The sequence below is a fragment of the Streptomyces sp. NPDC005483 genome, assembly GCF_040606035.1.
In the GTDB taxonomy this organism is placed as follows: Bacteria; Actinomycetota; Actinomycetes; order Streptomycetales; family Streptomycetaceae; genus Streptomyces.
Map to the genome: position 1 here is coordinate 38,467 of NZ_JBEXEA010000006.1, position 13,132 is coordinate 51,598.

General features: G+C 71.7%; 10 protein-coding genes. 1 reads left to right on the top strand and 9 read right to left on the bottom strand.

Going from position 1 to position 13,132, the window contains the following annotated elements; genetic code table 11:
* Positions 1–34 precede the first annotated feature (34 nt).
* From ABZT06_RS13510 to ABZT06_RS13525, 4 genes are read right to left on the bottom strand one after another with little or no spacing between them, the layout of a single operon-like run.
* Positions 35–1,435, bottom strand: coding sequence for an acyl-CoA reductase (locus ABZT06_RS13510; RefSeq protein ID WP_355739447.1), 1,401 nt, complete (start codon positions 1,433–1,435; stop codon positions 35–37).
* Positions 1,432–2,775, bottom strand: a complete 1,344-nt coding sequence (locus ABZT06_RS13515) for a hypothetical protein (protein WP_355739450.1) — start codon at positions 2,773–2,775, stop codon at positions 1,432–1,434. Before ABZT06_RS13515 ends, ABZT06_RS13510 begins: the two co-directional genes overlap by 4 nt.
* 10 nt (positions 2,776–2,785) lie before the next feature.
* A complete protein-coding gene (locus tag ABZT06_RS13520) occupies positions 2,786–3,496 on the bottom strand; it encodes an ABC transporter ATP-binding protein (RefSeq protein ID WP_355739453.1) in 711 nt (236 codons plus the stop codon).
* Positions 3,497–3,512: 16 nt separating this feature from the next.
* Positions 3,513–4,751, bottom strand: coding sequence for an ABC transporter substrate-binding protein (locus ABZT06_RS13525; RefSeq protein WP_355739455.1), 1,239 nt, complete (start codon positions 4,749–4,751; stop codon positions 3,513–3,515).
* A 128-nt stretch (positions 4,752–4,879) separates the two neighbouring features.
* Here ABZT06_RS13525 and ABZT06_RS13530 point away from each other — a divergent pair, with 128 nt between their 5' ends.
* Positions 4,880–7,585, top strand: a complete 2,706-nt coding sequence (locus ABZT06_RS13530) for a branched-chain amino acid ABC transporter permease/ATP-binding protein (RefSeq protein ID WP_355739458.1) — start codon at positions 4,880–4,882, stop codon at positions 7,583–7,585.
* A gap of 61 nt (positions 7,586–7,646) precedes the next feature.
* Here ABZT06_RS13530 and ABZT06_RS13535 read toward each other — a convergent pair whose 3' ends face one another.
* From ABZT06_RS13535 to fabG, 5 genes are read right to left on the bottom strand one after another with little or no spacing between them, the layout of a single operon-like run.
* The gene (locus tag ABZT06_RS13535) at positions 7,647–8,441 is read right to left on the bottom strand and encodes a glucose 1-dehydrogenase (protein ID WP_355739461.1); all 795 of its coding nucleotides are present in this window, start codon (positions 8,439–8,441) and stop codon (positions 7,647–7,649) included.
* A gap of 16 nt (positions 8,442–8,457) precedes the next feature.
* Positions 8,458–9,666, bottom strand: a complete 1,209-nt coding sequence (locus tag ABZT06_RS13540) for an acetyl-CoA acetyltransferase (RefSeq protein WP_355739464.1) — start codon at positions 9,664–9,666, stop codon at positions 8,458–8,460.
* Complete coding sequence (locus ABZT06_RS13545) at positions 9,663–11,102, bottom strand: OB-fold domain-containing protein (protein WP_355739467.1); 1,440 nt, start codon at positions 11,100–11,102, stop codon at positions 9,663–9,665. The genes ABZT06_RS13540 and ABZT06_RS13545 overlap by 4 nt, the downstream gene beginning before the upstream one ends.
* Position 11,103: 1 nt before the next feature.
* The gene (locus ABZT06_RS13550) at positions 11,104–12,333 is read right to left on the bottom strand and encodes an acetyl-CoA C-acetyltransferase (protein WP_355739470.1); all 1,230 of its coding nucleotides are present in this window, start codon (positions 12,331–12,333) and stop codon (positions 11,104–11,106) included.
* Positions 12,334–12,372: 39 nt separating this feature from the next.
* Positions 12,373–13,119, bottom strand: a complete 747-nt coding sequence (gene fabG / locus ABZT06_RS13555) for a 3-oxoacyl-ACP reductase FabG (RefSeq protein WP_355739473.1) — start codon at positions 13,117–13,119, stop codon at positions 12,373–12,375.
* Positions 13,120–13,132 lie beyond the last annotated feature (13 nt).

Below are 13,132 nucleotides of genomic sequence, written 5' to 3' on the forward strand. Positions count from 1 at the left end.
GTCGTCCACGACGGCATCGGGGGCCCGCCGAGGGTCACTCGTCGTTCACCCACCGCATGAGCCGTTGCAGCGGGTAGAAGCCGTCGTGGGAGAGCCCCGGCGGCATACCGCCCGCCCGGCCGAGGGAGACCACGCGCTGCACCCCGGCGCAGGCGAGGGCGTCGCGCAGGTCCGCCTTGCGGGTGTCGGGGTACACGCCGACCGTCTGGGTGGCGACACCGGCGTGCGCGACGGCGTCGGACAGCGCGGCGACCGGGACGACGTTGACGATCTTTCCGTCGGGGTGGAAGTCCACCGGTTCGGGTGAGCGGATGACCAGGCCGCTTCCGTCGTATCCGCCCCACACCCGGTAGTCGGGCGCGAGGGAACGCAGTACGTCGATCTCCTCGCGGAGTTCGCCGGTGACCCGCGGGCCGCCGGCCGAACTGAACTCCCTTGCCACGCCCAGGCGTTCGCACAGCAGGGCGGCATAACGGTCGGCGTCCTCCGGCGAGCCCTCGACGAACTGGAAGCGACTGGCCACGCAGGCTTGCTGGTTGAAGAACGTCGCGTCCGCGGCGCCCGCGTCGGCGGCGTGCGCCAGGGCCTCGTCCGAGGCGAAGGCCTCCCGGCCGATCAGCGAGATGGACGTCTTGGGGTCGAACGAGACCAGCTCGAAGCCCGGGCCGACGTACTTCAACGCGCCGCGGATGGTGGCTTCCCCGCCCCAGGCGACGAGCTTGTCGAAGAACTGCGGGCGGAACAGCACGCTCTCCACCGACTGGTCGCCGCCGCGCCAGTACGCCGCGGAGAACGAGCGCACCACGGGGTGGCCCGGGGCCACGGCGGCCATGGTGCGCAGGATCGCGGTCGCGGTGAACAGGTCGTTGGAGGGCAGCTTGAGGAGGTTGACGCCCTTGGTGAGGGCGCCGCGTACGACGGACATCGCGGCGACGCCTGGGGCGTTGCCGGCGATGATGTGCACGAGGCGTGGTGGGAAGGCACGCGTGGCCGCGATCCGGTTCTCGGGCAGCCGTACCTCGCGCCAGCCGTCGAGCACGTCCGCCCCGCCGAGCTCGTGGTCGATCTGGGCGTACAGATGGGGGCGCTGGAAGCTGCGCCACAGCACGGCGTAGGCGCGTCGGAGCACCTCGGCGGGGAGCGTGCTGACGCGGACCATGCGGTCCAGGGCTTCGGCGAGGAGGCCGTCCCGGTCCGCCTTCAGGGCCTCGCCCGTCTCCACGAGCAGGTCCACGATCTCCGCGGTGGGTACCTGGAAGGCCGGTCCGGGTGCGGTGCGGGGCCACACGAGGCGGTCCAGGTCGAGGGCCGGTGCGGTGAAGGCGGCTCCCGGGCGGCCGTGCTCGGCATGAGGGCCGTCGTCGACCTCGCCGCGCAGGACGTGGACGACCGCCACCCGTTCTGCCGCGGTGCTGTGGTGGGTCGTCGTGCTCATCCGTGGATCATCCCCCGCACATAGGAGTCGAGTGTCGCCGCGCAGGTGATCTTGTCGTCGCCGCCGAGGTCGCCGTAGCGCTGGATGTCCGGCAGGACGGCAGGTCCCGGTCGGCCGCAGCCGCACGCGGAGAAGTCGACGAAGACCCGGTCGCCGCTGATCAGTCCGCCCCAGCGGCCTTCGAGGGAGACGTCGAGGAAGGCGAACCGGCCCTCGACGACGCCGTGTTCGGGGTTGAGCAGGGTCTCGCCCTGCTGGTCGAGGACCAGCGGGATCACCCACGGCGGCACGTGGTAGTTGCCCTTCTCACAGGCGAGGCAGGAGCCCTGGAGCTCCGTCATGCCGTAGCTGCGCACCCGCCGGACACCGTCGTAGAAGGCGGCGAGTTGCTGCTGGTAGTCGTCCGGCAGGGCGCGGCCCTTGTTGCCGCCGCCGCTGAGCACCAGGGTGTCGGGGTGGAGGCTGCCGTCCGGGACGCCGCGGGCCCGCAGCGCCTGGATCAGGGTGAACTGCTGGTTGTTCATCCCGGCGATCAGCAGTGGCTCGTCGCGGTGCTCCCAGATGTCGTCGACGATGCGGGCCACGGCCGCGTCGAGTTCCTGCTCCCGGGCCGCCGAGACGCTCTCGAAGGAGCTGATCTCCTGCGGGGTCGCGGTGCCCTCCGCCATCCGGCGGCGCAGCAGGGCGCTGCTCATCAGCTCGGAGACCCGCAGCGGGTCCTCGGTCAGCAGGCGGGTCTCGCCGGGGAGCGCGAAGACCTCCGCGTGCCGGCGGAAGCCGTCGATGGAGCGCATCGGGCCGCTCGCCGGTGCGAGGAGGTAGCCGTGGCGGGTGGGTTTGGGCGGGAGGGGGTCGGGCCAGCAGGTGAGGTTTTCCAGGATGTCGTGCAGGAAACTCAGGTCGCTCTGGGCGCAGTTGAGGAAGGAGACCTTTCCGGAGGTGCCGCTGGTGATGTACGGGCGGTGACCGGCTGCCGTGATGCGTTCGGTCCACTCGTCGATGTCGCGTACGCCGTCGACGTCGACGTCCGCCGGTTCGAGCGCCGAGACAGTGGTGTACCAGCGCAGCAGCCGGTCCCAGCGGCCGGCGGTGATGAGGGAGACGGGGTAGGACTTGTAGCTGGTGTGGGAGAAGAGGAGGGGTACGAGGTCGGCCAGGGCCGTGACCTCGCGGACGCCGGTCTCCTCGGCCCGGGTCCGCAGCAGGGGGATGCGCTCGCGGTGGGCGGTGAAGGCCTCGCGTGCCGCTTCGAGCTGCAACTCCCTCATGGTGGAGGCGGGTTGCTCGAAGGTGTCGCCGGACAGGGCCAGGGATCGGATCTGCGCGCGTGCGCTTGACACAGCATCTACCTCAATCAGTTGCGTACGTGGTCTTCTCGGCGAGGTACGACGACTCGATCGCGGCCAGGTTTCCGCGCAGTTCCTCCGGGGTGCCGGTCATGGTGACGCGGCCGCGGTGCAGGACGTAGACGCGGTCCGCGATGTCCAGGACCTTGCGCACATGCTGTTCGACCAGCAGGGCGCCCAGGCCGCGGTCGGCCGCCTCGCGCACGGCGCGCAGCAGGCGGTCGACCACCAATGGGGCCAGTCCGAGGGACAGTTCGTCGGCGAGAAGCAGTCTGGGGGCCCGGCACAGGGCGCGTGCCAGCGACAGCATCTGCTGTTCGCCGCCCGAGAGCATGCCCGCGCCGGTCCTCAGGCGTTTTTCCAGTTCGGGGAAGAGTTCCAGGGCCTGCTCGGTCGTGACCCGGCCGACCCGTAGGTTGTCCGCGGTGTCGAGGCGGGTGAGGACCGCCCGCTCGCCGACGTACGCCAGGCCCTGGCGGGCGCGGCGGTGCAGCGGCGTCCGGGCGGTGTCGCCCAGCCAGCGCACCTCGCCGCCCATCGGGGCCATCTCGCCCGACAGCACCCGCAGTGTGGTGGTCTTGCCCGCGCCGTTCGGTCCGAGGAGGGCGACGACCTCGCCGGGGCGGACCTCGATGTCGAGATCGCGCAGAACGGGTTGGCTGCCGTATCCGGCGGACAGGGCGCGGGCTTCGATCAGGGGCTCGGTGTCGTGCACGGACGTTCCCCTCCGGTCAGCCGGCCGGGACGGCCGTGAGGACCTTGCGGACGTCGACGAAGGTCGACCCCGCCTTCGCCCACTCGATCTGGCCGTTGCGGATGGTCAGTTCGGTGGCGGTGGTGTTGTGGATGCGGTTCAGGCCCTTGATGGGCAGGGCGGTGGAGGCCTTCCAGTCGAGGGCGGGGGTCAGGCCGCCGGTGTCGATGCCCGAGGTGGTGTTCAGCTCCTGGACGAGGGTCTTGGCCGAGATCGAGGGCAGCTTGCCGGCCGCCTCGGTGAGGACCTTGAAGGCCACCCAGGTCGTCTCGTTGGCGCCGTTGGAGACGTCGATGTCCTTGTCGCCCTTGGTGGCCGCCAGGAAGTCCTTCCAGGCCGGGTCGGAGGTCGGCGGGAAGTAGCCGGTGATCGCGGCGCCCTCCAGCGGACTGCCGCTTCCGCCGGTGCTCGCGGCCAGTTGCGGCGTGAGGTTTCCGACGACGCTGCCGAGCTTGGTCTTGGCGCCGGACTGGATGTACGACTTCACGAACAGGCCCGAGGCGGTGCCCAGGATGACGCTCACGCAGTCACTGCCCTTGGTGGCGGCGACCTGCGGGGCGAGGTCGGTGGCGGTGAGCGGCACCTTGAGGTCCTTGGGCGGGGCCCCGCCGGCCGAGACCGCGCCGAGGGTGAGGAACTGCGACACGATGGCGGCGGCCGCCAGGTCGTACCGGACGCCGGAGATCTTCTTGCAGCCGTCCTGCACCAGCTGCCGGCCGTGGGCCGCGAACACCACCGGGGTGCCACCGTTGACCGGGAACGACAGCGGGTTGGAGAACTCGGCCGCGGAGACCCCGGTGCCGCCGATGTAGGGGATGCCGGCCTTCTGCAGGATGGGCATGTAGCGGTCGCCCGCGAGGCTGTACGACCCCACCACCGCGACCACCTTCTCGGCCACGGCCTGCTGGGCGCACTTCTCGGCTTCGTCGGGGTCGTTCTTCTCGTTGCAGGTCAGCACCTTCAGCGGGCCGCCCTTGATGCCGCCGTGGGCGTTGATCCACTTCGCGTAGGCCTGGGCGGTGAGCCGGACCCCGGGCTGGGCGCTGCCCTGGGTGTCCTCCGGGTTCCAGACCATCACCTTGACCGGGGCGCCCTTCAGCGAGGAGGTCTCGGCCGCACTGCCGGACGCCTCTCCCCCGCAGCCGGCGGCGAGCAGTGCTCCGGTCACCGCGAGACAGGTCGCTGCGGCGGTTCTGCGTCGGCGTGAGTCGTTCATGGTCCCTCCGAGGGGCTCGTCATCGAGATGGCGAACAGCATGGGGTGCGTTTTCTGGTTAGTGAAGTACTCTCGGCACAATTATTTAAATAAATACGCTGTCTGGCATGTCCCTGGGAGGTTCACCCGATGGACGACATCCTGCGTTTCGCGCTGCTGGGCCTGGGCCTCGGCGCGCTCTACGCCCTCACCGCGCACGGCATCGTGCTGGTCTACCGGGGCTCCGGCGTCCTCAACCTCGCGCACGGCGCGATCGGGATGGCCGGCGCCTACGTGCAGTGGGAACTCGCCGCCAATGACGGCGTGCCGTACTGGCCGGCCGTCGCCTGCGGGGTGCTCACCTCCGCGGCGCTTGGCGTGCTCACCCATCTCCTGGTGATCAGACCCCTGCGCAGGGCGTCCTCACTGGCCCGGCTGGTCGGCACCCTCGCGGTGTTCATCGTGCTCACCGCCGTCGCCGTCAAACGCTACGGCGACAGCCTGCAGTTGCTGCCGGGCAAGCTGCCCACCCGGCTGCTGACGATCGCCGGGGCCACGGTCTCCGAGGACCGTGTCTGGCTGCTCGGCATCGCCCTCGCCGTCACCGCGGTGCTCCATCTCCTCTACCGGCGCACCCTGTTCGGCCTGGGCACCACCGCGGTCGCGGAGAACGAGCATGTGGCCGCCTCGCTGGGCTGGTCCCCCGAACTCGTCGCCACCGGCAACTGGGCCCTGGGCTCGGCGCTCGCCGGCCTGACGGGCATCCTCATCGTGCCGGTCATCGGACTGTCGGTCACCGGCCTGACCACCCTCCTGCTGAGCGCGCTGGCCGCAGCCCTGATCGGCAGGTTCTCCTCGTTCCCCGTCACCCTGGCGGGCGGCCTGGCCATCGGCCTCGTCCAGTCCGAGCTGACCCGCTTCGGCACCGGCGTCACCGGTCTCGCCGCCTCCGTGCCCTTCCTCTTCATCGCCCTGGTGCTGGTCGCGCGCGGCCGGGCGCTGCCGCTGCGCGGCACCTTCCTGGAACGGCTGCCGGCACTGGGCAGCGGTCGGGTGCGCCCCGTACCGCTGGCGTTCGCCGTCGCGGTCGGCCTGCTGCTGGTGAGCCTGTCGACACCGCTGTGGGCCGACGCGATCACCAGCACCCTGGTCCTCGGCCTGATCATCCTGTCGATCATCGTGGTCACCGGGTACGCGGGACAGGTCTCCCTCGCGGCCTACGCCCTGGCCGGCACCGGCGCCTTCATCGCCGGACATGCCGCCGCCGACTGGGGCTGGCCGTTCGAACTCGCCCTCCTGGCAGGCGTATTGGGCACCGTCCCGATCGGCCTGCTGTTCGCGCTCCCGGCCGTCCGCACCCGCGGAGTCAACCTCGCAATCATCACCCTCGGCCTCGGCACCACACTGGAGGCGATGGTCTTCCAGAACACCGACCTGTCCACGACCACCGGCAGCGACGGCATCGCCGTGGGCAAGCAGACCCTCTTCGGCATCAGCATCTCCGGAGTCGACCATCCACAGCGGTACGCCGCCGTGGTGCTCGTGCTGTTCGTCGCCGCCACGCTCGTCGTGGCGAACGTACGGCGCAGCAGAACCGGCCGCCGGCTCATCGCCGTACGCGCCAACGAACGGGCAGCCGCCGCCCTCGGCATCGACGTCCGCGCCGCCAAGCTGTACGCCTTCGGCCTCTCCTCGGCCGTCGCCGCGCTCGCCGGAGTACTCACCGGATTCCGCTCGACCTCGGTGGTCTTCTCCGACTTCGCCAGCTTCGACTCCATCACCGCGCTCGGTCTCGCCGTCATCGGCGGTGCCGGCTTCCTCGTGGGCCCGCTGTTCGGCGCCACATTCGCCGCGGGCACGGTCGGCGCGCGGTTCGGGGACTGGGTGCTGCCGGGTCTGAGCGCGTGGATGCCGCTGATCGGCGGGGTCATCCTGGTGCTGACGCTGGTGGGCAACCAGGACGGCATCGCGAAGGAGGTCGGACGGCAGGCCGCGGGCGTCCAACGCAGGCTCTTCCCGAAAACGCGACAGCGCGCTGCCTTCGCGCCGCCGGAGGAAGAGACCATCGCACCGGACGTCCCCCGCGCCACACCGCTCCCCCTCCATGTCCGGGACCTGACCGTGCGCTACGGCGGTGTCGTCGCCGTCGACGGGCTCTCGCTGGACGTCGAACCGGGCCGGGTCGTGGGCCTCATCGGACCCAACGGCGCCGGCAAGACCTCCGCCATCGACGCCGTCACCGGCTTCACCCGGGCCGCGTCCGGCAGCGTGCGCCTGGACGAGCGGGACGTGACCCGTGCGCCGGTGCACCGGCGGGCCGCGGCCGGGCTGAGCCGCTCCTTCCAGTCGCTGGAGCTGTTCGAGGACATGACGGTGCTGGACAACCTCTACGCGGCCTGCGACCGGCCCGGCAGATGGGCGTGGCTCACGGACCTGGTCCGTCCCGGCAGCCGCCCGCTGCCGTCCCATGTGCTCATCGCGGTGCGGGAGTTCGGTCTCCAGGACAGTCTGGACCGGCCGGTGGGCGATCTGTCGTACGGGGAGCGGCGGCTACTGGCCATCGCCCGGGCGGTGGCGGCCTCGCCGTCCGTGCTGCTCCTCGACGAACCCGCCGCGGGGCTGTCGGACGACGAGACGCGGGAACTGGCCCACCTGGTACGGCGACTGGCCGAGGACTGGGGCATGGGGGTCCTGCTCGTCGAGCACGACGTCGACATGGTCATGAGTGTCTGCGACCAGGTCGTGGTCCTGGACTTCGGACGCCGTATCTGCGCGGGCACGCCGGAGGAGGTGCGCCGCGATCCGGCGGTGCGGGCGGCCTACCTGGGCGACCTGGAGCCGGAGGCGCTGGCCTGAGAACCGGCACGGCCTTGAGCCGGAGGTGCCCCTCGGCGCCTCCGGCTCTCGTCGGTCTCTGTCAGGCGTCCCTCAGGTCCGCGACGTACGGCGCGTGGGACAGCAGTCCGCCGTCCACGCGCAGGGTGTGGCCGGTGATGAAGGCGGACTCGTCGGAGGCGAGGAACACGACCGCCGAGGCGACGTCCTCCGGGCTCCCGAGGCGCGGGGTGAGGTGATGGCGCAGCATCGCCTCCCGGATCGCGCCGTGCGCCGAACCGGAACTGGCCGGCGTGACGATGAAGCCGGGCGCGATGGCGTTGCAGCGCACGCCCTGCTTGCCGTACTGGGTGGCGACGTACTGCGTGAGGTTGATGAGGGCGGCCTTGGACGCGCCGTACGCGGGATTGCGCAGGTCGCCCGCGAGACCGGACCCGGACGAGGTGTTGATGATCGAGCCGCCGCCGCGGGCGACCATGTGCGGGATGGCGGCCTGGATGGCGACCATGGTGCCGCGCAGGTTGATGCGCATCGTGTCGTCCCAGACCGCCGGGTCCGCGTCCACCACGGCGAGGTCCTGGCGGGCTGCCAGGTGGGTGGCCGCCGCGTTGTTGTGCAGCACGTCGAGGCCGCCGTACGTCTCGACCGCCGCGGCCACCATGGCCCGTACGCTCGCCACGTCACCGAGGTCGACCTGGACCGCTGTGGCGGATCCCCCGGCGGCACGGATCTCCTCCGTCACCGCCTGGGCGCCGTCCAGGTTCAGATCGGCGACCACCGTGTGCGCGCCCTCGGCCGCCACCCGACGTGCCGTGGCGGCGCCGATGCCCGACGCCGCCCCGGTCACGACGGCGATCTTGCCGTCGAGTCGTCCCATGCCCCAACCGCCTTCTCTATTGGGTGAGTTCGCTGCCGACGATGGAGACGAAGGACACACATTCGCCCGGCCCGCCGCCCAGGTTGTGGGTGAGGGCGAGCGTGCGCCCCTCGGCCACGGACTTCACGGTCCGCTCGGCGGGCGCCTCGCCCCGCAGCTGCAGCCAGGCCTCGAACATCATGCGCAGGCCCGAGGCGCCGATGGGGTGGCCGAAGGCCTTGAGACCGCCGTCCGGATTGACCGGCAGCGAGCCGTCGAGGTCGAACGACCCGCTCGTCACGTCCTTCCATGCCTGTCCGCGCTCGGCGAAGCCCAGGTCCTCCATCAGGACCAGTTCCGTGGGTGTGAAGCAGTCGTGGACCTCGGCGAGGGCGAGTTCGGCGCGGGGGTCGGTGACGCCGGCCTGTCGGTAGGCCTCCTGGGCGGAGGCGACGACCTCGGGGAAGGTGGTGAAGTCGTACTCCGGGTCGAGGAGCCCGTCGGCCGGGCCCGCGACGAAGGACAGCGCCTTCACGAAGATCGGCTTGTCGGTGTACTTGTAGGCGTCCTCGGCGCGTACGACGATCGCCGCCGCCGAACCGTCCGAGACGCCCGAGCAGTCGAACACGCCGAGCATGCCCGCGACGATCGGGGCCGACCGGATGCGTTCGAGCGGCACCTCCTTGCGGAACTGGGCGCGGGGGTTGCGGGCGCCGTTGACGTGGTTCTTCCAGGCGATGCGGGTGATGACGTCCTTCAACTCCTCTTCCGCCAGGCCGTACTTGGCGGCGTACGCGGGGGCGAGGAGGGAGAAGTTCGCGGGGGCGGTGATCTCGCCGCGGCTGTCGTCGCCCGCGCCCGGGATCGCCGTACCGGACAGGCCGGACATGCCGGAGTCCTTGAGCTTCTCCACGCCGACCGCCATCGCCACGTCATAGGCGCCGGAGGCGACGGCGTAGCAGGCGTTGCGCAGGGCCTCGGAGCCGGTCGCGCACATGTTCTCGACGCGGGTGACCGGCTTGTGGGGCAGGCGCAGCGCCCGGCTCAGGGTCAGTCCGGACACGCCGGAGGCCTGGGTGCCGAACCAGAACGCGTCGATGTCGTCGATCGTGATGCCGGCCGAGGTCACCGCCTCGCCCACCGCGTCCACCAGCAGATCGTCGGCCGAACGGGTCCAGTGCTCGCCGAAGGGCGTGCAGCCCATACCGACGATCGCGACCCGGTCCCGGATTCCGTGCGAGCTCATCCGTGTGTCTCCTCGGTCTCGCCCGTGCGCACCGGCCGGGCCTTCCAGAAGTAGTTGTGGATGCCGGACGCCGTGACCGTGCGCCGGAAGGTCATCTCCACCCGGGCGCCGATGACGGCGTCGGCCTCGGTGGCGTCGGTCAGCTGGCAGCGGAAGCGGCCGCCACCGTCGTAGTCGACGACCACGACGAGCATCGGCGGGCTCGGCGTGTGGGCCAGCCGGTCGACGGTGAACGTGGCGACCGTGCCCCGCAGGTGCTCCATCGGCTCGTCGGTCATCGCGTCGACGCTCCGGCAGGAGGTGCACACCCGGTCCGGCGGCAGATGCCGGGTGCCGCACTTCTCGCAACGAGAGGCGACGAAGCCGTACTTCCAGGCGGTGCGGCGATGCGCGGGCGGGGCGTAGGGCGGCTCGGGGTCCGGACGCCGGGGTGGTTCGCGGTCGAGGAGGCCGCGCCAGGAGAGGTAGGTGGCGTACGGCATCGGGGCGCTGCCCGCGGTGATCTGCGCGGCGACCGGGCGGGTGCTGCGGTGCGCCGGGAGCGCGTCGGTGGTGCGCAGCAGGAGGACTCCGGCGCCGTCGCCGAGGACGATGACAGCGATGACCTCACCGGGCTCTGCGCGGTCGAGGACGTCGGCCAGGAGCAGGCCCGGCTGGGCGGTGCCGGCGTTGCCGATGGCCCCAGTGAGGTCCGGGACCGCCGCCTCGGGGCGGGCACCGGCCGTACGCCGTACCGTCGCGCACGCGCGTGCGTGCAGGCCGGAGACGATGAGGTGGTCGATGGCGCCGCGCTCCAGGCCCGCCTGCTCGAGGGCGGCGGTCAGCGCCTTGTCCGCGAGGGACACGTAGATCTCCTCGGCGAACCGCTCCTCCCAGGCGCGGGAGGCGGGAGCGCCCGGCAGCCGCCAGCGGTCGAGGATCTCGTCGCTGACGGTGTCGTGGGCGAGCAGTTCCGCCAGGACGGGTGCTCCGTTGCGGTGGCCGCCGAAGACGAACGCCGCCGCGCCGTCGCCGCCGGCGACCTCGTCGCTGCCGCCGGGCAGGCCGGTGCGCAGGTCGGAGAGGACGGCGAGGGTCGGGACGGAGGAGCGGGCGGCGGTGACCAGCGCGCCGAGGCCGGAGCGGACCGAGCCGGCCATGTCGACGGCGAGCACGTGCTCGTCGAGGCGGAGCGCGGCGTGGACGGCGGTCGCGTTGGTCTTGTCGAGGTAGGCGGGTGCGGCCGTGGCGAGGAAGAGCTGGCCGACGCGGGGACGCAGGCCGTCGCGGGCCAGGGCCACCCGGGCCGCCTCCACGGCCATGGAGGTGGTGTCCTCGTCGTAGCCCGCGACCGCGCGGGTGCCGCGTCCCGGCGGTGTCCCCAGCGTGGCGGCGACGTCGGCGCGGGCCAGGCGGTGGTACGGCACATGGGCGCCGTATGCGATCAGTCCGGCCATGTCAGCGTCCTCCAGTGGCGTTGCCGGTGCGTTCGAAGATGGCTGCAAGACCCTGGCCGCCGCCCAGGCACATGGTCTCCAGGCCGTAGCGGGCCTGACGGCGGTCGAGTTCGCGCAGCAGGGTGGCGAGGATGCGGCCGCCGGTGGCTCCGACGGGGTGGCCCAGCGAGATGCCGGAGCCGTTGACGTTGAACCGCTCGAAGTCGGTCTCGGTCAGGGCCCATTCACGGGTGCAGGCCAGCACCTGGGCCGCGAAGGCCTCGTTGAGTTCGATGAGGTCGATGTCGGCGAGCTTGAGTCCGGCTCGTTCCAGGGCCCTTGCCGTGGCGGGCACCGGGCCGATGCCCATCGTCTCGGGTGGTACGCCGACGACGGCCCAGGAGACCAGGCGGCCCAGTGGGCGCAGCCCAAGTTCGGCGGCGCGCTCGGGGTGGGTCACGACGCACAGGGCCGCGCCGTCGTTCTGGCCGCTGGCGTTGCCCGCGGTCACCGTCGCCTCCGGGTCCTGGCGGCCGAGCACCGGACGCAGCTTCGCGAGCTTGTCCAACGACGAGTCGGGACGCGGGTGTTCGTCGGTGTCCACGACCGTCTCGCCTTTGCGGGTGCGTACGGTGACGGGGACGATCTCGTCGGAGAAGCGCCCCTCGCGCTGGGCCGCGACCGCCTTCTCGTGCGAGCGCACGGCGAGTCGGTCCTGCTCCTCGCGGGAGATGGCGTACTCGCGGCGCAGGTTCTCGGCGGTCTCCAGCATGCCCCCGGGTACGGGGTGGTTGACGCCGCCGGAGGTGACACGGCCCCTGGCGAGGCGGTCGTGCAGCATGGTGCCCGCACCGCGCACGCCCCAGCGCACGTCGGTCGTGTAGAACTCGGCCTGGCTCATGGACTCGACGCCCCCGGCCAGCACGAGGTCGCTCGCGCCGGTCTGCACCTGCATCGCCGCGGTGATGATCGCCTGCAGTCCGGAGCCGCAGCGGCGGTCGATCTGGAGCCCGGGGACCTCGACGGGCAGTCCGGCGTCCAGGGCGGCCACGCGGCCGATGGCCGGGGCCTCGCCGTTGGGGTAGCACTGGCCGAGGAGCACGTCGTCGACGGCCGTGGGCGGGATGCCGCTGCGGTCCAGGAGGGCCCGTACGACGGTGGCGGCGAGTTCGGCCGCGGTGACGTCCCGGAAGGCTCCCCCGTAGCCCCCGACCGGAGTCCGTATCGGTTCGCAGATCACCGCGTCACGCATCGGTCATGCCTTTCATCAGCGGGTTCGGGGCTTCGGGGCTCACATGTACCGGCCGCCGGTCACCTCGACCACGGCTCCGGTGATGTAGCTCGCCATGTCGGAGGCGAGGAAGAGGACGACCTGGGCGACCTCGGCGGGTTCGCCCGCGCGCCCCAGGGGGATCTCGGCGAGCTTCGCGTCCCAGGCGGCCGGGGGCATCGCCTCGGTCATGGCGGTGCGGATCAGACCGGGCTGGACGGCGTTGACGCGGACGCCCGCCTTCGCGAGCTCCTTGGCGGAGGCCTTGGTGAGTCCCACGAGCGCGGCCTTGGCGGCGCTGTAGTTGGTCTGGCCGAAGTTGCCGACCTTGCCGGCGATGGAGGAGATGTTGACGATGCTGCCGCCCTGTCCGTGCGCCCGCATCGCCTCGGCGGCGTACCGGGTGCCGTTCCAGGCGCCGGTGACGTGGACGTCGAGGACGGCGCGGAAGTCGGTGAGGGGCATCTTGCGCAGGGTGGCGTCCCGGGTGATGCCGGCGTTGTTGACCATGACGCCGACCGGGCCGAAGGTGTCGGTGCAGTGGGCCACGAGGGCGGCGACCTCGTCCTCGTCGGTGACGTCGCAGCGCAGCGAGGTGGCCTTGATGCCGTTCTCGGCGAGGCGCTCGGCGGCTTCGCGTGCCGCGTCCTCGTTGATGTCGCCGAGGACGACGGCCGCGCCCGCGTCGCCGAGGACGCCGGCGATCTCGTAGCCGATGCCCTGCGCGCCGCCGGTGATCACGGCGTTCCGTCCGTCCAGCAATCCCATGTCAGCCCGCCCT

Coding starts and splice junctions, on each gene's coding strand:
- ABZT06_RS13540 (WP_355739464.1), bottom strand. CDS start 9,666: ATGAGCTCGCACGGAATCCGGGACCGGGTCGCGATCGTCGGTATGGGC.
- ABZT06_RS13525 (WP_355739455.1), bottom strand. CDS start 4,751: ATGAACGACTCACGCCGACGCAGAACCGCCGCAGCGACCTGTCTCGCG.
- fabG (WP_355739473.1), bottom strand. CDS start 13,119: ATGGGATTGCTGGACGGACGGAACGCCGTGATCACCGGCGGCGCGCAG.
- ABZT06_RS13510 (WP_355739447.1), bottom strand. CDS start 1,435: ATGAGCACGACGACCCACCACAGCACCGCGGCAGAACGGGTGGCGGTC.
- ABZT06_RS13530 (WP_355739458.1), top strand. CDS start 4,880: ATGGACGACATCCTGCGTTTCGCGCTGCTGGGCCTGGGCCTCGGCGCG.
- ABZT06_RS13535 (WP_355739461.1), bottom strand. CDS start 8,441: ATGGGACGACTCGACGGCAAGATCGCCGTCGTGACCGGGGCGGCGTCG.
- ABZT06_RS13545 (WP_355739467.1), bottom strand. CDS start 11,102: ATGGCCGGACTGATCGCATACGGCGCCCATGTGCCGTACCACCGCCTG.
- ABZT06_RS13550 (WP_355739470.1), bottom strand. CDS start 12,333: ATGCGTGACGCGGTGATCTGCGAACCGATACGGACTCCGGTCGGGGGC.